This is a genomic window from Microbacterium sp. H1-D42 (assembly GCF_022637555.1).
Classification (GTDB): domain Bacteria; phylum Actinomycetota; class Actinomycetes; order Actinomycetales; family Microbacteriaceae; genus Microbacterium.
Map to the genome: position 1 here is coordinate 3,603,550 of NZ_CP093342.1, position 20,709 is coordinate 3,624,258.

General features: G+C 67.6%; 13 protein-coding genes. 6 read left to right on the forward strand and 7 right to left on the reverse strand.

The genetic code is table 11. From position 1 onward, the window contains the following. Positions 1–19 precede the first annotated feature (19 nt). Positions 20–5,650: a DUF5979 domain-containing protein gene (locus MNR00_RS16950; protein WP_241927080.1), complete on the reverse strand. Its 5,631-nt coding sequence runs from the start codon at positions 5,648–5,650 to the stop codon at positions 20–22. A gap of 242 nt (positions 5,651–5,892) precedes the next feature. On the opposite strand from MNR00_RS16950, the gene argG reads away from it, so the two are divergent. The 6 genes from argG (at position 5,893) to MNR00_RS16980 (ending at position 14,265) form a co-directional block, all read left to right on the forward strand. Beyond that, positions 5,893–7,338, forward strand: coding sequence for an argininosuccinate synthase (gene argG / locus MNR00_RS16955; protein ID WP_241927081.1), 1,446 nt, complete (start codon positions 5,893–5,895; stop codon positions 7,336–7,338). A gap of 195 nt (positions 7,339–7,533) precedes the next feature. Beyond that, positions 7,534–8,202: a TetR/AcrR family transcriptional regulator gene (locus MNR00_RS16960; protein WP_241927082.1), complete on the forward strand. Its 669-nt coding sequence runs from the start codon at positions 7,534–7,536 to the stop codon at positions 8,200–8,202. 13 nt (positions 8,203–8,215) lie between these two features. Continuing rightward, positions 8,216–8,875 (forward strand): hypothetical protein, encoded by a 660-nt coding sequence (locus MNR00_RS16965; protein ID WP_241927083.1) that lies wholly within the window; start codon positions 8,216–8,218, stop codon positions 8,873–8,875. Next, complete coding sequence (locus MNR00_RS16970) at positions 8,872–10,707, forward strand: YhgE/Pip domain-containing protein (protein WP_241927084.1); 1,836 nt, start codon at positions 8,872–8,874, stop codon at positions 10,705–10,707. The genes MNR00_RS16965 and MNR00_RS16970 overlap by 4 nt, the downstream gene beginning before the upstream one ends. Before the next feature lie 114 nt (positions 10,708–10,821). Then, positions 10,822–13,461: a penicillin acylase family protein gene (locus MNR00_RS16975; protein ID WP_347271921.1), complete on the forward strand. Its 2,640-nt coding sequence runs from the start codon at positions 10,822–10,824 to the stop codon at positions 13,459–13,461. A 42-nt stretch (positions 13,462–13,503) separates the two neighbouring features. Then, positions 13,504–14,265 carry an alpha/beta hydrolase gene (locus MNR00_RS16980; protein WP_241927085.1) on the forward strand — a complete coding sequence of 254 codons (762 nt, stop codon included), beginning with the start codon at positions 13,504–13,506 and terminating at the stop codon, positions 14,263–14,265. 19 nt (positions 14,266–14,284) lie between these two features. Here MNR00_RS16980 and mnhG read toward each other — a convergent pair whose 3' ends face one another. From mnhG to MNR00_RS17010, 6 genes are read right to left on the reverse strand one after another with little or no spacing between them, the layout of a single operon-like run. Continuing rightward, the gene (gene mnhG / locus MNR00_RS16985; protein ID WP_241927086.1) at positions 14,285–14,683 is read right to left on the reverse strand and encodes a monovalent cation/H(+) antiporter subunit G; all 399 of its coding nucleotides are present in this window, start codon (positions 14,681–14,683) and stop codon (positions 14,285–14,287) included. After that, complete coding sequence (locus MNR00_RS16990; protein ID WP_241927087.1) at positions 14,680–14,949, reverse strand: monovalent cation/H+ antiporter complex subunit F; 270 nt, start codon at positions 14,947–14,949, stop codon at positions 14,680–14,682. The genes mnhG and MNR00_RS16990 overlap by 4 nt, the downstream gene beginning before the upstream one ends. Next, on the reverse strand, positions 14,946–15,521 hold the full coding sequence (locus tag MNR00_RS16995; RefSeq protein WP_347271922.1) for a Na+/H+ antiporter subunit E: 576 nt from the start codon (positions 15,519–15,521) through the stop codon (positions 14,946–14,948). Before MNR00_RS16995 ends, MNR00_RS16990 begins: the two co-directional genes overlap by 4 nt. Then, positions 15,518–17,080 carry a Na+/H+ antiporter subunit D gene (locus MNR00_RS17000; protein ID WP_241927088.1) on the reverse strand — a complete coding sequence of 521 codons (1,563 nt, stop codon included), beginning with the start codon at positions 17,078–17,080 and terminating at the stop codon, positions 15,518–15,520. Before MNR00_RS17000 ends, MNR00_RS16995 begins: the two co-directional genes overlap by 4 nt. Further along, positions 17,077–17,613, reverse strand: coding sequence for a Na(+)/H(+) antiporter subunit C (locus tag MNR00_RS17005; RefSeq protein ID WP_241927089.1), 537 nt, complete (start codon positions 17,611–17,613; stop codon positions 17,077–17,079). Before MNR00_RS17005 ends, MNR00_RS17000 begins: the two co-directional genes overlap by 4 nt. Next, on the reverse strand, positions 17,613–20,546 hold the full coding sequence (locus MNR00_RS17010; protein ID WP_241927090.1) for a Na+/H+ antiporter subunit A: 2,934 nt from the start codon (positions 20,544–20,546) through the stop codon (positions 17,613–17,615). Before MNR00_RS17010 ends, MNR00_RS17005 begins: the two co-directional genes overlap by 1 nt. Positions 20,547–20,709 lie beyond the last annotated feature (163 nt).

Genomic DNA, 20,709 nt, shown 5'->3' on the forward strand with positions numbered 1-20,709 from the left:
AACGGGCCGTTCGACCCGCTTACGCCTCGCGGCGGCGGCGCAGCACGAGCATCAGGATGCCCACACCGATCAGCAGACCGGCCAGCACGATGATCGCGCCGGACAGCAGCGGGCCGCCGGTGACGGCCAGGTCGGGCAGCTTCTCGAACTCGTTGCCGAGGTCGACGCTCGCCGTGCTCTCACCGTCACCGGTCACGATGATGGTGATGGCGTCGCCGTCCTGCTGGTCGAGGGCGACGGTCTCGTCATCGCTCGTCCAGGTCGCACCGTGCCAGCGCGCGTTGGCCGGAACCTCGGCGGCGGTCTCGGTGAGCGTCACCTCGGTGCCCATCGGCAGGTTCTCGATGACGGTCGCCTCACCGGCGCGCACCTCGATGTCGGTCTGCTGGGTCTCGCCGAGCAGATCGGTCCAGGTGGCGGTGACGGGGAAAGCGACGTCCTTGACGAGGCCTGCCCCACTGCCGGTGAGCGACTTGTTCACTGCCAGGCTGCCGAGCTTCGCCGTGACGCTGTTGGTCACTGCGACCTTGGCATCCTTCGCGGCGCCGATGGTCAGCACGGCCGTGCCGTCCTCGTGCGCCACGATGGCGTCACCAGACCACACAGGGGTGTTCCAGGTGAACGCGGCGCCATCTTCAATGGTCAGCTCAGACAGCGTGACCGTGGTGCCGTGCGGCAGGTCCTGCCCGAACGGCACCGGAGTGCCGTCTGTGGGCAGGGTCACCTCGGCCGACATCGGCTCATCGCCGTCGAGCCAGGACGCCGTCACGGTGACCGTCTCGGGCACATCCGGGTTGTCCATCAGGATGCCGGTGACGGCCTTCGACAGTGTGAAGGTGCCAGGTGCCCAGGTGGCCTCGTTTACGACGGTCACCAGGGTGGTGTCACCCTGCTGGTCGGAGACGATGATCTCAGCGGAGCCGTCACCGTTGTCAGTGACATCGTCACCGCTGATGGTGATGGAATCCCAGATCACCGTGTCGAACGCAGGTCGCTCGCCCTCAGTGATCGTGACGACGGTGCCTGCCGGCAGGTCGACGCCGAGCGAGGTCGGCTCGACAGCGTTGATGGTGAGTTCCTTCGAGAACTCCTCGTCGCCGATCGTCCAGGTCGCGGTGACCGGGAACTCGGTGGCGGGGTCCACCTCTTCGGTCGCGTCTCCGGCGATGCCCTTGATCAGACTGATGCCGGCGACCGACGTGGCCGCATGGTTCTCCAGCAGAACCTGAGCTTCGCCGTCGCGGGTGATCGAGACGACCGCAGAGGTGCCATCGACCGCCACGCCATCACCAGACCAGACCGGAGCCGACCAGGCAATGCTCGAGCCGTCGACAAGCGGCGTCTCGACCAGAGTGACCTTCGTGCCGATCAGCAGGTTCTCGCCAAGGGCGACTGGCGTGCCATCGGTCGGGACCGCCAGCGTCTTCTCACCGTCGACACCGTCCTGGGTCCAGGTCGCGGTGACCGTGACGTTCTCCGGCACAGCCGGGTTCTCAGCCTGCGCGCCCGTGACGGACTTCGCGATCGAGAACGTGCCGACCGTGCGCTCGACATGGTTCGTCACCGTGACGACCACCGGTGCGGTTGCATGCGCGGCAGCGACTTCGATGCTCGCCGGGCTGATGACGGGAGCCGACCAGGTCAACCGGTCGTCGTCAGTCGGCTGCGCCTCGGAGAAGTTCACGGTCGCGCCGATCGGCAGGTCCTTGATCGTGACGGTTTCGCCCGCCTTGATCTGCAGAACCCGATCGGCCTGTGCCGGGAAGCCCTCACCGAGCTTGCTCGTGTCGATCTTCGCCGTGACGACGTAGGACTTGTCCTCGTCGACCAGGGCGAGCGCAGCCTCGGGTCCGGTGAGCGCCTTGGTCACGTCGATCATGCCCAGCTCGGCCTCGTTGACCAGGCCGACCTTGACGTCGGTGCTCGGCGCGAATGCGACCGTCGCCGTCTTGCCGTCGGCGCTCGGCGTGACACCGTCGGATGCCGCGAACACCGGGCTTCCCCAGGTGACGCCAGGGACGTTCGGGAACGTCGGCTCCGAGAGCTCAGCGGTCCAGCCAGGACCCGAGAGGTTGAGCTGACCCTTGACAACCGCGCCGTTCACGGGCACCTGCAGGTCGTACTCCTTCTCGAGGTCACCCGACGGGCTGAACTCCTTCACGTGCACGGTGAACTCCGTGCCGTCGGCGACGAATTCCGCACCGGGAGTGTCAGCGAGCGACTTCGAGATGCTGAAGCTGCTCGGCGCCCAGGTGGCCTCGTTGACGACGGTCACCAGGGTGGTGTCACCCTGCTGGTCGGAGACGATGATCTCGGCGGAGCCGTCACCGTTGTCGGTGACATCGTCACCGCTGATGGTGATCGAACCCCACACGACCGTGTCGATACCGGGGCGCTTGCCCTCGGTGATCGTCACGACAGTGCCCGCAGGCAGCTCGACACCCAGAGGCGTCGGCTTCACCGCATTGATCATCAGATCCTTTGTAACGGTCTCGTCCTCGGCATCCGTCCAGGTCGCGGTGACCGGGAACTCCGTGTCAGCGTCGACCTCACCGGCCGCCGCTCCCGCGATGCCCTTGATCAGGCTGATGTCGGCGACCGACGTGGCCGCGTGATTCTCGAGATCGACATGCGCCTCAACATCCCGCACGATCGTCACGACCGCCGACGAACCATCAACGGTCACACCAGTACCAGACCAGACCGGAGCCGACCAGGCAATGCTCGAGCCGTCGACAAGCGGCGTCTCGACCAGCGTGACCTTCGTGCCGATCAACAGGTCAGCACCCAGATCGACCGGCGAGCCATCGGTCGGAACCGTCAGCACCTTCTCGCCATCGACACCCTCCTGCGTCCAGCTCGCGGTGACCGTGACGTTCTCAGGAACAGCCGGGTTCTCAGCCTGCGCGCCCGTGACCGACTTCGCGATCGAGAACGTGCCCAGCGTGCGCTCGACGTGGTTGGTGACCGTCACGGCGGCGGGCTCGGTCGCGTGCTCCGCACCGATCGTGATCGGGTTGGGGCTGATGACCGGCGCCGACCAGGTGACGTCGTCATCACTGGTGGGCTTCGTCTCCGAGAAGGTGACGATGGCGCCGATCGGCAGGTCCTTGAGCGTGACCGTCTCGCCCGCCTTGACGCCGAACTCGCGATCAGCCTGCGTGGGGACGCCCTCGCCGAGCTTGCTCGTGTCGATCTTGACCATGACCTTGTAGGTCTGGTCGGGGTCGACCAGAGCGGTCGCAGCCTCAGGACCGGTCAGCGCCTTGGTCACGGCGACGCTGCCAAGCAGGGCGCGGTTCTCAACGCTCACCTTGATGTTGCTGCCAGGCGTGAGAGCAGCGACCGCGGTCGTGCCGTCGGCACTGGGCGTGACGCCGTCAGACGCCTTGAAGATGGGCTTACCCCAGGCGACACCCGGCACGCTCGGGAAGGTCGGCTCTGAGAGCTCGATCGTCCAGCCATTGCCACGGGCGTTGAGGCCGCTGATCGGATCGCCGTTGACCGGCACCTGCAGGTCGTACTCGTTCTGAGCCACGCCCTTCGGGTCGATCTCCTTGACGTGCACGGTGAACTTCGTACCTGCGGGCACGAACTCGGCACCAGGGGTGTCGGCGAGGAGCTTCGAGATCGCCACGGAACCGCGGGTCACACCGGTTCCGGTGCCAGATCCCTTGTTGCTCTGGGTCATCGAGTCGGTGAAGCTGATGCCCTTGCCGGTGAGCTCGTTCCCGTACACGGTGCCCGGTGCGTCCATGCCACCACTGGTGGTGCAGGTCGTGTAGCTGAGCGTGTACTGGTACTCGCGGCTGAAGCCGTCGCTGACCCCGCCGGTCGGCTGCGGCAGCTTCGGCGGGGCGACCTTGAACGTGATCTTCTGACCGTCGACCGAAACGTCAGTGGTGTCGGTGAGGTCAACGGTGGCGAGGCCCCCCTTGTTGATCTGATCCACCGCCTGCACCCTCAGGTTCAGGCGGGAAGCCAATCCGCCGGTCGGGTCGCCGGCCTCGCAGATGGCCTGCGTGTCGGACAGCACGTCGAACAGCGTGAGCGCTCCGGTCGGATCGAAAGCGCCTTCTGCGGGGCTCTCGGGGTCGAGCAGCGCACCGGGGATCGTGACGTTCCAGTTCAGCGTCGTCTGCGGCATGTGCTGGACGCCGTCGATCGTCACCGGCGTGGTGTTGATCTTGCCGTCCTTGCCCTCGGAACGGCCCGGCACCTTGGCTTCGGTCGTCGCGATCTTGCCGTCGACGTCCACGCTGTTCGTGTACCCGGTGCCGCCTTCGGGAAGGTCGGTCGAGGTCACGCAGGTGTCGTACGCGACGATGTAGCGGTAGTCCGACTTCTTGAAGTCGAACGAACCGCTGCCGGTCGTGAACTTCATGCTGAACGCCTGCGTGGAAGTGGTCGTGGCGGTGCGGGTGAGCAGGTCCGTGATGTCACGATCCTTCTGGTTGCTCGGTCCGTAGCGCTCGAAGACGCGCAGGCCGCTCACGGTGTCTTCGCACACCTGGTGCCCGGCGCCGAGCGTCTCGCTGAAGGTGAAGGAGTCCTTGCCGAACAGCTGGTCGCCGGGGATTACGACGCTCCAGGCGATCTTTCCATTGCGGTCGGCGCCGCCGAGCACGCTGCCCGACTTGGTCAGGTCGTCGTGCCACGGCTGGTTGGTGACGGTGCCGATGCCCTGGCCGGCCTCACCCCAGCCCTCTATCTGCATGGAGTTGTCGTACTTCGTGCCGGAGGGGTCGATCTGGCCGTCGGGCGTGCAGGTCTGGTACGTGATGCGGTAGGTGACGTCCTTGCTCCAACCGGCGTCGGGCTCGCTGAGAACGATGTCGAATCCTGCGGCGCCTGCAACCGGCTGCGTCTCGACCAGGTCCGTCACATCGACCACGGTGTCGCCGCGCACCGTCTGCACCTTGAAGCCGGTCGGGGCACACAGCACGTGACCCGCGCCGAACGTGTCGGTGATGTGCGCATCGCCGCCTGCGGCAGCGAGGTTCGCACCGGGGATGTCGACGGTCCAGGTCATCGACCAGTTGTTGCCGTTCATCACACCAGACTTCGAGACCTCGCCCGGCAGCTCGATGCCATCATCGATGCCGCCGCCACCCGGCAGCACCACGTTGCCCGGGGTGCCGTTCAGGTCGAACTCGACCTCGGTCGCGGTCGTCGCCTTGGTGGCCTTGACCTCGAACTCCCAAGTGCCCTGCACCAGTTCAGGCTTCGTCGTCACCAGTGAAGTGAGCGTGCACGTCGCGATCCCGGTGCCGGGATCGGTCATGCAGTTGCCCCACACCTCGTTGTCCGGCGCCGGGCCGAGCAGCTGGAATGGAACCGCCTCGGGGAAGTCGAACTCATCGGGCAGCCCGATGGTGAACTCGTCACCCTCCTTGGGATTCGCCATGGTGGCATCCCAGCTTCCCGACACGGTTACCGTGTCACCGACTGTGAGCTGCCCATCGTCCGGTGTGAGTGTGACGTCGCCGACGACGATGTCCGAATTGGCCGCGGCCACAGCAGCGGCCGGCACCGAGACGAGTCCGATGATCGCCAGCAGGCCGACGCTCAGCGCGGCGACGATGCGGCGGACAGCACCGGACGGCGCTGAAGAATGGCGCGCTTGAGCGGGCGCGTGAAACGTATGCATTTGTCTCCCCTACAAGACATGCCTGTCCCGTGCGCCCCCGCGCACGTGAAAGTCCCTCGGACAGACATACGATCATTGACCGGGACGGGTTCCCAGCCGGCCCGAAACCGGGCATCAAGGGGAACCCTAGCGCATAGCGCAACGGCGGGTCGTGTTATACACGCCGTGACATTCGGTGGCCGTGGGCGTCGGCCGCGGCGGACCGCCAATCCGACACGCCGTGCGTCGATAGACTGGAGGACATGTCCAAGGTGCTCCAGTCCCTCCCCGTCGGCGAAAAGGTCGGCATCGCGTTCTCCGGTGGTCTCGACACCTCCGTCGCCGTCGCGTGGATGCGCGAGAAGGGGTCGATCCCCTTCACCTACACCGGCGACCTCGGCCAGTACGACGAGGCCGACATCGCCTCGATCCCCGGCCGCGCGCTCGAGTACGGTGCGGAGGAATCCCGCCTGGTCGACGCCAAGACGGCGCTGGTCGAAGAGGGCCTCGTCGCCCTCAGCTGCGGCGCCTTCCACATCCGCTCCGGCGGCAAGACCTACTTCAACACGACGCCGCTCGGCCGGGCCGTCACTGGCACCATGCTCGTGCGCGCCATGAAGGACGACGGCGTCGACATCTGGGGCGACGGCTCCACCTACAAGGGCAACGACATCGAGCGGTTCTACCGCTACGGCCTGCTGGCCAACCCCCGCCTTCGCATCTACAAGCCGTGGCTCGATGCCGACTTCGTCACGGAGCTCGGCGGCCGCCAGGAGATGAGCGAATGGCTCGTCGAGCGCGGGTTCCCGTACCGGGACTCGGCAGAGAAGGCATATTCGACGGATGCCAACATCTGGGGCGCCACGCACGAGGCGAAGACGCTCGAGCACCTGAACGTCTCGCTGGAGACCGTCGACCCCATCATGGGCGTGAAGTTCTGGGACCCCTCGGTCGCGATCGACACCGAGGACGTCACCGTCACGTTCGAGGGCGGCCGCCCGGTGGCCCTGAACGGCAAGGAGTTCTCCGACCCTGTCGCCCTGGTCATGGAGGCGAACACGATCGGCGGTCGCCACGGCCTCGGCATGAGCGACCAGATCGAGAACCGCATCATCGAGGCGAAGTCCCGTGGCATCTACGAGGCGCCGGGCATGGCGCTGCTGTTCATCGCCTACGAGCGCCTCGTCAATGGCATCCTCAATGAAGACACCCTCGCCACGTACCACGAGCAGGGTCGGCGCCTCGGCCGCCTGATGTACGAGGGCCGCTGGCTCGAGCCGCAGTCGCTCATGCTGCGCGAGTCGATTCAGCGCTGGGTGGGCCTGACCATCTCGGGCACCGTCACGATCCGCCTGCGCCGCGGCGACGACTGGACCATCCTCGACACCGTCTCGCCGAACCTGTCCTACGGCCCCGAGAAGCTCTCGATGGAGCGCGTCGGCGACTCGGCGTTCGGCCCCGTCGACCGCATCGGCCAGCTGACCATGCGCAACCTCGACATCGCCGACTCGCGCTCGCGTCTCGAGCAGTACGCGGGCCTCGGCCTGGTCGGCGGCGCGACGGGCGAGCTCGTGGGCCGCGTCACCGCCGGCGAGGCGGCTGAGATCACCGAACTCGTCGAGGGCTCGGTCTCCGAGGTCGACGGCGAGCTGTCGGATGCTGTCGACGCGGCATCCGAGGGTGCGGCCTTCGACTCCGGCACCGACTGAGCGCCAGCGCCTTCGGGCGCGGCGCGCCCTCCCGTTTGCGAATCGGGAGCCGACACGCCAGAAGACCCACAGCAAAGGAGGGTTTCCCGGGTTCGAGAGTCTTCGAACCCGGGAAACCCTCCTTTCACGTCCGACATCGGGCATCCGCGCGTAACTATCTTGCACAAGTGTGTGCAAGATAGTTACACTTGGTGCATGGTCACTCCCCGCACCCCGCGCGCCGACGCGCGCGCGAACCGCACTGGCATCCTCGACGCCGCGCGCAGCGCGCTCGCCCGTGACCCCTTCGCCTCGGTGGATGCGATCGCCCGCAGCGCCGGTCTGTCGCGGCGCACGCTGTACGGGCACTTCGACGACCGCGACGCGCTGGTTCGCGAGCTCATCATCACCGGTGCACAGCGGTTCAACGCGCTGGCGGAATCCGTCGACGACGACGACCCGCAGATCGCGCTCGCGCGCCTCGCAGCACTGCTGTGGCATGAGGCCGCACACGTGCAGGTCACCGCAGCGCTCGCGCTCGACGAGGCCCATCTGCCGCAGACGGCTGAGGCCCTGGCCCCGTTGCGACGGGTCGTCGCCGACATCGTGCGCCGCGGCCAGAGCACGGGCAGCCAGAGCAGTTCCAGCCAGAACAGCGGCGGACTGCGCACCGACGTCGCCGCGGACGTGCTCTCCCGCCTGATCGAAGAGGTCGCCCGCACTGTCGTCGCCCGCGACGTGATCGGACCTGACACCTCCTCTCCTGCAGCCGCCGACCTCGCCGTGCGCACGGTGCTCAGCATCGCAGGACTGTCGTGGCGCGAAGCGGATGCCCTGCTGCGGGCGCACCCGGATGTGCTTTCGGTCGCGACGGACTCCGAGTGAGGAAGGACCCGGCATGAAGATCACCCTGAACGGCATCTCGAAGGGCCGCCGAGGGCAGGCGCTGCCCGAGATGAGCCTCGCGTTCGAGTCCGGCCACGCCCGATTCGTGCTCGCCGAGACCGAGCAGCGCCCCACAGTGCTCGGCCTGATCGCCTCTGGTCGCATGCGACCAGACACCGGTCGCGTCACGATCGACGGCACGACGGATGCCAGTGCCCTGCGCCGACGCGTGGCACTGGTCGACGCCCCAGAGGTCAGCGACCCGCATTCCGACGTCACCGTCGGGGGCGTCGTCGGCGAGGAGCTCATGTTCGCTGGACTCCCCGCCACCGGGTTGCACGCCAGACGCTGGCTCAGCGCACTCGGCTTCGACGATCTCGTCGGCACGCCGATCGGCGTGATCGACCCGGCGGCGCGCGTGCGGATCCTGTGCGAGCTCGCCGTGCTGCGCAAGGGCGTGGACGGCCTCGTGCTCGTCGCCCCCGACCGGCACGGCGGACGTCCGGACGGCTGGTGGCGCATCTCGGCGGAGTTCGCCGAGCGCGGGTACGCCGTGCTCGTGATCGTCGGCGGCGCAGCCGCGGCCGTGATCTCAGAGATGCCCGAGACGCTCAGCACCGACCACCTGTCGGATGCCGCGAACGCAGCCCGTGAGTTGGAGGACGGCGAATGAAGGTCCCCTCGATGATCGCCGCAGAACTGCGGCGGCTGATGGCGAGCCCGATGGCCGTGGTGGCGCTGGTCGCCCTGCTGGCGGTGCCGATCCTCTACGGTGGCCTCTACCTCTGGGCCAATCAGGACCCGTATGGCAAGTTCAGCGAAGTCCCCGTCGCACTGGTCGTCGACGATGCCGGGGTCTCGGCCGATGCAGGCGCCTCGGCCGGCACCGGCACCGAGTCCGAGAACTACGGCGACGAGGTCGCGGACAACCTGCTCGAGGACGGCTCATTCGACTGGCGGGTGATGACAGCATCCGACGCCGCCGCAGCCCTGTCCGACGGCACGGTCGACTTCACCGTCACCATCCCCTCCGACTTCTCCGAAGCCCTCGCCTCGGTTGCGGGCGACGATCCGCACCAGGCGCGCATCGAGCTCGAGACGAACGACGCCAACAACTACCTCGCGTCATCCATCGGCACGCAGGCCGTGGAGCAGATCCGTCGCTCCGTCGCGGAGATGGTCGGATCCGAGGCCGCCGGCCGGCTGCTCACCGGGCTCAGCGATGTGCGCGACAGCCTGGCCGAGGCCACCGACGGCGCCAGCCGCCTCTCGGACGGCGCCGGCACCGCGCAGCAGGGCGCGACCACGCTGACGACGGGGCTCGGCTCGCTCGCGGACGGCACGCAGACGCTCGCCGGCGGTGCGAAGACGCTGGCCGACGGTGCCTCGCAGGTCAGCGCCGGCAACGGCAGACTGGCCTCGATCGCCGACGAGGTCGGAACGCTCACCCAGCAGGCGACCGATGCGCTGCCCACCGCACGCGCCGACCTCGCGCAGGCGATGACCGAGCAGGGCCTGACCCCGGAGCAGATCGATGCCGTGCTCGCCCGGCTCGATCCGCTGGCAGCGAAGGTCCGCGACGGCAACGCGAAAGCCCAGGGTGCGGTCGCCCAGATCGAGCAGCTCGCCGCCGGAGCGAAGCAGGTCGCAGACGGGGCCGCGCGGCTGGCAGAGGGCGCCAGCAGCGCAGCCGCCGGTGCCGCCTCGGCCCACGACGGCGCCGCCCGGCTGAGTGACGGACTCGGCACCCTCGGCACGGGCATCGGCACTCTGCACGACGGCCTGGCGTCAGGGGTCGAAGCGATCCCGGCATCCACCCCTGATCTGCGCACGCTGCAGGCAGACACCATCGCCGACCCGGTCAAGGTCTCCAGCGACAAGGTCGCCGCGGCCAAGGACTACGGTCAGGGACTCGCACCCTTCTTCGCTGCACTGGCCGGGTGGATCGGCATCTACGCGCTGTTTCTGATCGTCAAGCCGATCTCCCGCCGCGCGGTGACCGCCCTGCACTCCCCCATCCGCATCACCCTGGCGGGGTGGCTCACGCCTGCACTGTTCGGCGCGCTGCAGATGGTCGGTCTGATGGCCGTGCTCGGCTTCATGCTCGGGTTCGACTTCGAGCATCCATGGGCCTCGCTCGGGGTGATGGTGATGGCATCGGCGACGTACGCGGCCATCATCCTCGCCCTGAACGTGTGGCTGGGGTCGGTCGGACAGTTCCTCGGCCTCGTGCTGATGGTGCTGCAGCTGGTGACGGCCGGCGGCACGTTCCCCTGGCAGACATTGCCAGAGCCGCTCGCCGCCCTGCACCATGTGCTGCCGATGAGCTACGTCGTCGACGCACTGCGGCAGCTGATGTACGGCGGCGACGCCTCCCGCGCGTTCTGGGACCTCGCGGTATTGGCGATCTGGCTCGTCGGCGCGCTCGTGTTCGCGGCGATCGGAGTGACGCGCATGACGCACCGGCGCACGCTGCGCGACCTGCAGCCGAGCCTGATCGGGTGACGCCACTCGGTGGTCCGACGCAATAGGTAGGATGCGGAGGGTGCGCCGTTCCCGAGACGCGCACCCGAGCTCCGTGAGACGGAGTCCCACGTACTACCCGAGAGTCCTTCACTGATGATGACCGAAGCCAGCGATACGCCCCGCCGACCCCTAGCCGTTCGGATCGGACGCATCGCGTTCATCGTGATCGCTGCGCTCATCGTGATCGCGGTGGCGGCGGCGTTCTTCCTCACCTGGACGATCCAGCGCTCCTTCCCGCAGACCGCGGGCGAGGTGCAGCTGAAGGGCCTGCAGAGCTCCGTCACAGTGCAGCGCGACGATCGCGGCATCCCGACGATCACCGCGTCGAACACCGACGACCTCTTCTACGCCCAGGGATTCACCCACGCCCAGGACCGGTTCTTCGAGATGGACTTCCGGCGCCACGTGACCTCCGGCCGAGTCGCCGAGATGTTCGGTGAGTCCCAGGTCGCGACCGACAAGTTCCTGCGCACACTTGGTTGGCGCACTGTCGCCGAAGAAGAGGTGGCGAACCTCGACGAGACGACGCTCGGGTACTACCAGGCGTACGCCGACGGCGTGAACGCGTACCTCTCGACGCGCTCCGGCGCCCAGCTCTCGCTCGAGTATGCCGTTCTCGGCATACAGAACCCCAACTACAAGCCGGAGCCGTGGGAGCCTGCTGATTCGGTGGCATGGTTGAAGGCGATGGCCTGGGACCTGCGCAGCAATGTCGAGGATGAGACCGACCGTGCGCTGCTCGCGGCGCAGCTCGGTGCGGCCGGATCGTCGGATGCTGAATCGCAGGCTCTGATCGAGACGGCCTACCCGCCGTACCCGTTCGATCGCAACCCCGTGATCGTGCCGAAGATCTCGACCGTCGAGCCGCCTGCGACGGATGCTGCGCCTGCGGCCTTCACCGGCGAGAAGAAGCCCGCGGTGACCGATGCGCTGACCACGGTCGAATGGCAGGAGGCCGAGAACGTCATCGCCGCCGCCAGCATGCTGGTCGGCGACGCCGGCGAGGGCATCGGATCGAACTCGTGGGTCGTCTCGGGCGACCTCACCGAGAGCGGCATGCCGCTGCTGTCGAACGACCCGCACCTCGGCGCTGCTCTCCCCTCGGTCTGGTACCAGGTGCAGCTGAAGTGCGAAAAGGTCAGCGACGCGTGCCCGTTCGACGTCGGCGGGTTCTCGTTCTCTGGACTGCCCGGCGTCGTGATCGGCCACAACGCGAAGGTCGCCTGGGGCTTCACCAACCTCACCACCGACGTCACCGACCTGTACGTCGAGAAGGTGGAGGGCGACCAGTACTGGCGAGACGGCGCCCTGACGCCGATGGACGTCGAGCAGGACGTCATCAAGGTCGCCGGCGGCAAGGATGTGCCGCTGACCATCCGTCGCACCGTGCACGGCCCGATCATCTCGGGCCTGACCGACGATGCCACCGCGATCGCAGATGCCCCAGTGGTCAGCGCCGGAGACGCTGTGCTCTCACTCGAGAACGCGCCGGAGATCCCCGCAGGCGACACCGCGGTCAGTCTGCGGTGGACCGCACTCGATCCGGGCACCACGGCGAGCGCGCTGTTCGCCCTGAACACGGCACAGGACTTCGACACCTTCCGCAAGGCGGCATCCCTCTTCGATGTCCCCGCGCAGAACCTCGTCTACGCCGATCTCGAGGGCAACATCGGGTATCAGGCACCCGGGCGCCTGCCGATCCGCGGCGCTGGTGACGGATGGCTGCCGCAGGCGGGCTGGGACAGCGCGAACGACTGGCAGGGGTTCATCCCGTTCGAGGATCTGCCGGTGTCGTACAACCCGCCCCAGGGGTATATCGTCACGGCGAACAACGCGATCGTCACCGACGACTACGACTACTTCCTCTCCCGCGATTGGGACTACGGATACCGTGCGGCGCGCATCGCGCACCTGATCGAGCGCAAAGCAGCCGCGGGGCCTCTGACCGCCGATGACATGCGCAGCATCCAGATGGACAACGAGATGTGGATCGGTAAACAGCTGTCCGTCGCGATGGATGAGGTGAAGGTCGAGGGCAAGGGGGCGAAGGCCGCCGTCGACCTGCTGCGCACCTGGGACGCGCAGAATGCACCGAACTCCCCCGCGGCCGCCTACGCGAACGTGCTGTGGTCGCACCTGGCGCAGAACATCTTCTCCGAGCGCGAGGTGCCGCTGCCCGTTGGCGACCAGGGCCGGCTGTTCTCGGTCGTCGGCGCGATGCTCGAAGACGCGTCGGACCCGCTGTGGACCAACGAGAGCCTCGGCACCACCGACATGTACTCGATGCTCGCCCTGTCGGCCGAGGACGCGTACGACGAGCTGGCCGGGTTGCAGGGCGAGGACGTCACGCGCTGGAACTGGGGTCAGCTGCACGCTCTGACCCTGACTCACGCGACACTCGGCACCTCGGGCATCGCCCCGATCGAGTGGCTGTTCAACCGCGGCCCGTATGGCGTCGGCGGCGGCTCTTCTGTGGTGAACGCGACCGGCTGGAAGCTCGGCCAGTCGTATGAGACGACCACGGTGCCGTCGATGCGCATGGTGATCGACATGTCGGACCTCGACGCCTCGACCTGGAACCACCTCACCGGAGCCAGCGGGCACGCGTTCGACCCGCACTACACGGACCAGACCGAAGACTGGGCGAAGGGCATCCAGAAGCCCTGGGCGTTCAGCGCGAAGGCCGTCGACAAGGCGACCGTCGACACCCTGGTGCTGAAGCCCACCGGCTGACCCGCACCGGGGTCATCCACATCCGGCGGTTAACGTAGAGGCATGCCGGAACGTCTGCTCGCCCCAGTAGGAATCCCCGCCGAGATCAGTGAGTTCGCGCACGGCGGGGCGACGCTGGTGTTCGAGGACTTCGGCTCAGGCGCCCACCCCATCGTGCTGTTGCACGGCATCGGCATGGGACGCAGCGTCTACGTCGACCTGATCTCTCGTCTGGACGGGCGGGTGATCGGCGTCGACCTGCCCGGCTTCGGCGAAGCACCCGAACCGGAGCGGACGCTGACGATGGAGCGGCATGCCGACCTGGTCGCCGCCCTGCTGCGCGAGCGCAGGGTGTCGGATGCTGTCGTGCTCGGCCACTCGATGGGCAGCCAGATCGCCGCGGAGGTCGCTGCGCGGCATCCCGATCTCGTCTCCGCTCTGGTGCTGGCCGGTCCCACCGTGGACAGCGCGTCGCGCAGCATCCGCATGCAAGCCGGGTATCTGCTGCGCGACCTGATCGGCGAGCGTCCAGCCGTGCTCTGGCGCGGAGGCCGGGAGTACTTGCGCGGCGGACCGCACCTGATCCGCAAGATGCGCGCCACCATCGTGCACGAACCAGAGAAGGCGTACCCGCGCGTGCACGTGCCGACCCTCGTGCTGCGCGGGCAGCGCGACCCGCTCGCCACCACGACCTGGTGCCGCGAAATCGTCGATGCGGTGCCGCATGCCCGCCTCGCCGAGATCCCCGATCACGGCCACGGCACGTTGATCAGCGACTCGGGGCTGGCAGCCGAGAAGATCCGCGACTTCGTGCACGGCCTCTGACACAGGGGCCGCGCGCGGCTCAGCCGGCTGCGGGAGGGGTCTGCTTCGAGTCGGCGTACTCGTCGACGACCAGGCTGTGCGCCTGGATCGTGCCGTTCCGATAGGCCTGCCGGCCGACCATGTGCGCCGACAGCGGTGCGGTCGCGAACTGCAGCAGGATCACCGGGGTCACGATCACGATGCCGAGCAGGATGCCCCCGACCGTGCGCTGCGACACCGCGATCGCCATGCAGATCAGCAGCAGTCCGAGCACCTGCGGCTTGGTCGCCGCGTGCAGGCGCGAGGGCACGTCGCGGAAGTGCAGCAGACCCACCGCCGCCGACAGGCACAGGATCGCGCCCAGCAGGATGAGCACCAGCGCGATGCCCTCAGCGACGGGGGCGGGCAGTTCGAGCGCGAAGAAGGCTTCCACGGTCATGATGTCGTGTTGTCCCTTCGTGCGACATAGCGGGCCACCGCGATCGACGAGAACACGCCGACGGCGGCGATGATCAGCAACACCGGCACGTTGCGGGTGTGGCCGTTGATGGCCATCTCGGCGCCGAGCACGCACATCACCAGCGTCAGCAGCACGTCAGAGGCCACCGCGCGGTCGAGGATCGACGGGCCACGGATGATGCGCACCACGCACAGCAGGGCGGCCACGCCGAAGACGACCATGATCAACACCATCAGAATGCTCATCGGACACCTTCCTTCGCCTGGTCGGCCTTGAGAGCACGGTACTGCGCCGGCGAGCCGACGGCACGCACGATCCGGCGCTCCCACTGCAGCACGCCCGCGCGGAATTCTTCGACATCGGCACGGTTGTGTACGCCGATGACGTGCAGATAGAGGATGCGACGGTCGCGGTCGCTCTCGACGACGAGCGATCCGGGGATCAGCGACGCCGTGATGGCGACGTGTGTGGACACGATGTCGTCGGCGTAGCGCAGCGGGATCTCGATGATGGCCGCCCCTGGCTGGCGGCGGAAGTCGAAGACCTGCATGGTGACGCTGACGGCGCCGGCCACCACCGCTCCGAGGAACAGCACGACGAACACCAGGGTGTACCAGACGTTGACGCGTCCGACGAGCTCGACGGTCGGCAGACGGAACACGCGCGTGACGAAGATCGCGACGATCAGCCCGGTGACCAGCGCCAGCGGCGTGAACTGGTGCCACAGCAGCATCCACAGCAGCACCAGCCAGAGCAGGAACGGCAGCTGCATCAGCAGATCGCGCAGCATGCCACGTCGCGATTCGGGGCTCATCATCCGGCCCCCTCATCGATCTGCTCGAGTGTGACGGGCTGCAGCAGCCCGGTGCCGATTCGGTCGCACAGCGCGTACAGGGGTCCGGCGAACACGGTCAGCGCCAACGTGACAGCCACCATGCCGCCGGTGGCGAGCGTCATGATCGACGGAATCACGCGGGTGGCCTGCTGTACATCAGCGGCCGGCGCGTTGCCGAGGTACGCGATGCGGCCGTCGGACTCGGTGCCCTCAGTGGCGTCGTCCTCCTCGCGCCAGAACGCGAGGTTCCAGGCCCGCATCAGCGCGTAGAGCGTGAGCAGCGAGGTGAGGATGCCACCGAAGATCAGCACGATCATCAGCGGCGTGCCCACCTCGGCCGCCGCCTCGAACAAAGCGATCTTGCCGATGAATCCTGAGAACGGCGGAAGTCCGCCCAGGTTGATGGCGGGCACGAAGTACAGCACCGCCAGCAGCGGGGCGGCTTTCATCAAGCCGTTCACCCGCAGGATCGAGGTGCTGCCCGCCTTGCGCTCTATGAGCCCGACCGCCAGGAACAGCGTGGTCTGCACGACGATATGGTGCACGATGTAGTACACCGTCGCGCCGATGGCAGCCTCGGTCGCGATCGCGAGGCCGAAGATCATGTATCCGACGTGACTGACCAGGGTGAACGACAGGATTCGCTTCAGCTCGGCCTGCGCCACCGCACCGAGCACCCCGACGATCATCGTCGCCAGCGCGATGATAAGCAGCAGCGTGTCGATGCTGTTCGAGGCGAACAGCTGCGTCTCGGTGCGGATCAGCGCGTACACGCCGACCTTCGTCAGCAATCCGGCGAAGACCGCCGTGACCGGCGCCGGCGCCGTGGGGTACGAGTCGGGCAGCCAGAACGACACCGGGAAGATCGCGGCCTTGATGCCGAATGCCACCACCAGCATCAGGTGCAGCACCAGCTGCGTCTCCTGCGGAAGCTGCGCCACCCGCTCGGCGATCTGCGCCATGTTCACCGTGCCCACGGCGCCGTAGATCATCGCGATCGCAGCGAGGAACAGGATCGATGAGACGAGTGAGACGACGATGTAGACGGCACCGGTGCGGATGCGGGACTCGGTGCTGCCCAGCGTGATCAGCACGTACGAGGCGACCAGCAGGATCTCGAAACCGACGTACAGGTTGAACAGGTCACCGGCGATGAACGCGTCGAAGATGCCAGCGGCGAGGATGAGATACGTCGGGTGGAAGATCGAGATCGGGGTGTCCTCGGCGCCGTCGGCGGAGCCCTGGCCGATCGAGAACAGCAGCACCGCCAGCAGCACGATGCTCGAGACGAGCACCAGCAGCGCGGCGAACCGGTCGACGTACAGGATGATGCCGAACGGCACTGGCCAACCGCCCACCGAGACCGCGAAGGGTTCATCCGCGGCATCCACCGCCACCAGCAGCACGGCGGCGATGACCGAGACGGCGGCGAGTGTGCCGGCCGAGACGATCACCTGCAGTCGCGGACGTCGTCCGTAGATCAGGGTGATGGCGGCACCCAGCAGCGGCAACATCACTATGAGGGGGACGAGTGCGCTCATGGGCGGTCCTCCCCTGCTTCATGTGGTGACGCGTCGGGCCGGTCGACCGGAGCATCGTCGTGGATCGAGGGATGGTCACGCATATGCAGTACGGTGATCGGCGCGGTGACCGTGCCGACGAAGTCGGTGGTCGCATCGTCGTCGTCGGTGTCCGACTCGTCGTCGAACAGCTCCTCTTCGGCATCCGTCCGCTCGCGCAGCGCGATGTCCGACTCGTCGTCCTCGACGATGTCGGCCTGACCAAGCTGCCAGGAGCGGTAGATCAGTGCCAGCAGGAACGCCGAGACGGCGAAGGTGATCACGATGGCTGTCAGCGTCAGCGCCTGCGGCAGCGGGTCGCTGACAGCGCCCTCCTCGCCGTAGAACGGTGCGCTCCCCGGCACGCCCATCACAGTGAGCAGCAGCAGGTTGGTCGCGTTGCCGAGAAGCAGGAAGCCGATCAGGACGCGCGTCAGGCTGCGCTCCATCATCGCGTAGACGCCGGCCGCGAAGAGCACAGCCATGATGATGATCAGGGTGAGCGAGGCATCCATCAGGCACTCACCCCCCGTTCGCGAAGGGCAGCCGCCTGCCGGTCGACCTCGGCACCGAGGCTGCGCAGCACATCGAGCACCAGCCCGATCACGACCAGGTAGACGCCGACGTCGAAGACCGTCGACGAGACGAACTCGAGGTGACCGAGCACCGGCACCTCCCACTCCCACACCGTGCTCTGCAGCGGCGCCATGCCGAAGAACAGCGGCAGCAGCGCCGCGCCGACAGCCAGCACCAGCCCGTATCCGAGCAGACGTCCGGCGTCGGTGGGTGCCGCGGCGCCGAGCTCCCAGCGGCCACCGGCGATGTAGCGCATCACCAGCGCCATGCCAGCGACCAGTCCCCCGGCGAAGCCGCCGCCGGGCATGTTGTGACCGGCGAAGAGCAGGTAGATCGACACCACGATGATCGTGTGGAACAGCACGCGCACGATCACCTCGAGCAGGATCGAGCGGTCCTCCGCCTTGATCTGCTGGCCGCTGACCAGCCAGGCCCGAGGGGCGCCGCGGTTCTCAGCGGTCTGGAACCGCAGGCCGTCCGCGGTCTCCACCAGCGGCCGGCGGGCAGCCGCGCGACCGTCGGTCTGCGGCAGGTCGCGGGTCGCCGAGAGCAGGTCGGCGCGGTGGGTGACGAAGACGAGGGATGCCACGCCGGTGGCAGCCAGCACGAGCACGCTCAGCTCGCCCATGGTGTCCCATCCCCGCAGATCGACGAGGGCGACGTTGACGACGTTCTTGCCGTGACCGAGCTCGTAGGCCAGTTCGGCAAAATCGACCGAGACGGGATCGAACATGCGCGCCTGCGTCGCGACGATGGCAACCAGTGCCATGGTCACGCCGACGCCGATGGCGAGCACCGCACGAGGGATGCGCCCCACAGATTCGTTGTGCTCGCCCATCCGCGACGGCAGGCGGCGCAGTACAAGGGCGAAGGTCACCATGGTCACGGTCTCGACGAGGATCTGCGTGAGGGCGAGATCCGGTGCGCCGCTCGTCGCGAAGAGCACGACCATTCCGAGTCCGGTGACCGAGACGAGCACGACACCCGTGTAGCGCTTGCGCGCTCGCACGGCGACGACGCCGGCGATCGCCATGACCGGCGCGACGACGATCTGCACCGGGGTGTGCCAGGCCGACAGCTCGAGCTTGTCCGGTGCGGCGCCGACGAGCGCGGTCGCCTCAGCCGCGAGCAGCACGATGAAGATCGTGCCGACGTACAGAGGCAGCGAACCGCGCTGCGTGAGGCTGGTGGTGAGCACCGAGAGGCGATCGACGCCGCGCATGACGACGTAGTAGACGTCGGCGGCGGTGAAGCGCAGCATCCGAGGTCGGCGGTCCCAGCGGGTTCGGATGCTGACCACGAAGACCCCGAGACCTGCGGCGATCGCTCCGAGCGAGAGGAACAGCGCCGGCTCGAAGCCGTGCCACAGCATGAGATGTCCTGCATCCGGCGACGCGGTGGATCCCGGCGGGAGCGCGGTCACCGCGTAGCCCTGCAGCACGGCATCCACTGCCGGTGCGCCGAGACCGGTCGCGATCGTGACGCCGGCGAGGATGATCGGCGCCGAGAGGAAGCCGACCGGCGGGTCCGGCCATGCCGTTTCTGGCATATTTGCGCCTGCGGCGTCCTTCTTGCGCCAGAACGCACCCCACAGGAACCGGGCGCCGTATGCCGCGGTGAGAATCGCTCCGAGTGTGACGCCCACGAGGGCGACCCATCCCCAGATCGAGCCGTGCTGCGCGTCTTCGAGCAGAGCGGTCAGCGTCGATTCCTTCGCGACGAAACCGATCGTGGGCGCGATGCCCATCATCGACGCCACCGAGATGAACGCCGCCGTCGCCATCACCGGGGCCTGCCGCCCGACGCCGGAGAGCTCGTCGATGTCACGCGTGGAGAGCTGGCGGTCGATCACGCCGACGATCAGGAACAGTGCCGACTTGAACAGAGCGTGGCCGATCACCAGGGCTAGCCCGGCCAGCGCAGCTGCGGGCGTGCCGTAGCCGACCACGACCGAAAAGAAGCCGAGCTGGCTCACGGTGCCGAACGCCAGGATGCGCTTGAGGTCGGTCTCGCGCAGCGCCTGGATGCCGCCGAGCAGCATCGTGAAGACACCGAGGCCGATCACGATGGGTCGCCACGGAGCGGAGAGCGCGAAGATCGGCGCGAAGCGCGCGATCAGATAGATGCCCGCCTTCACCATGGCCGCCGCGTGCAGGTAGGCGCTGACCGGTGTGGGCGCAGCCATCGCTCCCGGCAGCCAGAAATGGAACGGGAAGAGCGCCGACTTGCTGACCGCGCCGATCAGCAGCATGACGACCGCGGCATCGACGAGGGGGCCGGTGGGGGCGATCTCCAGCAATTCTCGGATGCTGGAGGTGCCGGCATCCACCACCAGCAGGATCGCGCCGACGAACAGCACCAGGCCGCCCAGCGTCGTCACCAGCAGGGCCTGCAGGGCCGCACGGCGGCTGGCCGCACGGCGCCGGTAATGCCCGATCAGCAGGTAGGACAGGATGCTGGTGAGTTCCCAGAACATCACGAGGATGATCAGGTCATCGGTCAGCACCAGTCCATACATGGCACCGGCGAACCCGAGCAGCACACCCGCGAACTGGCCGACCGCCTTGTCGTCGTGGAAGTACCAGCGGCAGTACAGCAGCACGAGCGCGCCGACGCCGGTGACGACGAGGGTCATCACCCAGCCGAGCACGTCCATGCGCATCGAGATGTTCAGCCCGAGCTGCGGGATCCATTCGTACGACTCGAACGGCACCGTGTCCGGATTCATCACCGCGGGGGTGAGCATCAGCGCGTGGACGAATGCCGCGGCTGGCACCAGGGCGCCGATGACGAATGCCTGCGCTCCCAGCCAGCGGACCAGAACAGGAAGAAGAAGAGCCCCGATCAGGAACACCGCGAGGAGCAACAGCATAAGCGGCTCCTCAGGCTCGTCGAGGCCTTCCGGCACGGGCGGGCGATTTCCCCTATTCTACTGGCCGCATCCAGCGACGGTGTCGCGTCTTTGCGGCGGAGGGGCCGTTCCGCCGGTCAAGAATGCAGGACGATTCCACTTTCATAGGATGACAAACCGCCGA